The sequence below is a fragment of the Pseudoalteromonas rubra genome (assembly GCF_005887095.1).
Lineage (GTDB): Bacteria > Pseudomonadota > Gammaproteobacteria > Enterobacterales > Alteromonadaceae > Pseudoalteromonas > Pseudoalteromonas rubra_E.
Genome location: NZ_PNCI01000144.1, coordinates 1 through 215, shown reverse-complemented (window position 1 = coordinate 215; position 215 = coordinate 1). Strand labels below are relative to the sequence as shown.

Sequence of the window (215 nt, the reverse complement as noted above, 5' to 3'; positions counted from 1 at the left end):
GGGAATATTCACCCGGGTGCCTAAAAACAGCCGCAGCTACACAGGCCACGAGCCCATCACACTGGGCGGCGACAACCGCATCATTCATATGAATGGTCGGATCTACGATGCAGATACGGGTAGGTTTATGCAGGCAGATCCGTTTGTTCAGGCGCCTTCGAATCTTCAGAACTACAATGCTTATAGTTATGTGTTGAATAATCCGCTGAGTTATA

1 protein-coding gene is annotated in these 215 nt (G+C 48.8%); it reads left to right on the top strand.

The genetic code is table 11. The annotated features are described in order from the left end of the window. Nucleotides 1-215, top strand: a 215-nt coding sequence (locus CWB99_RS23635) for an RHS repeat-associated core domain-containing protein (RefSeq protein WP_283235380.1), incomplete at both ends; no start/stop codon positions are given.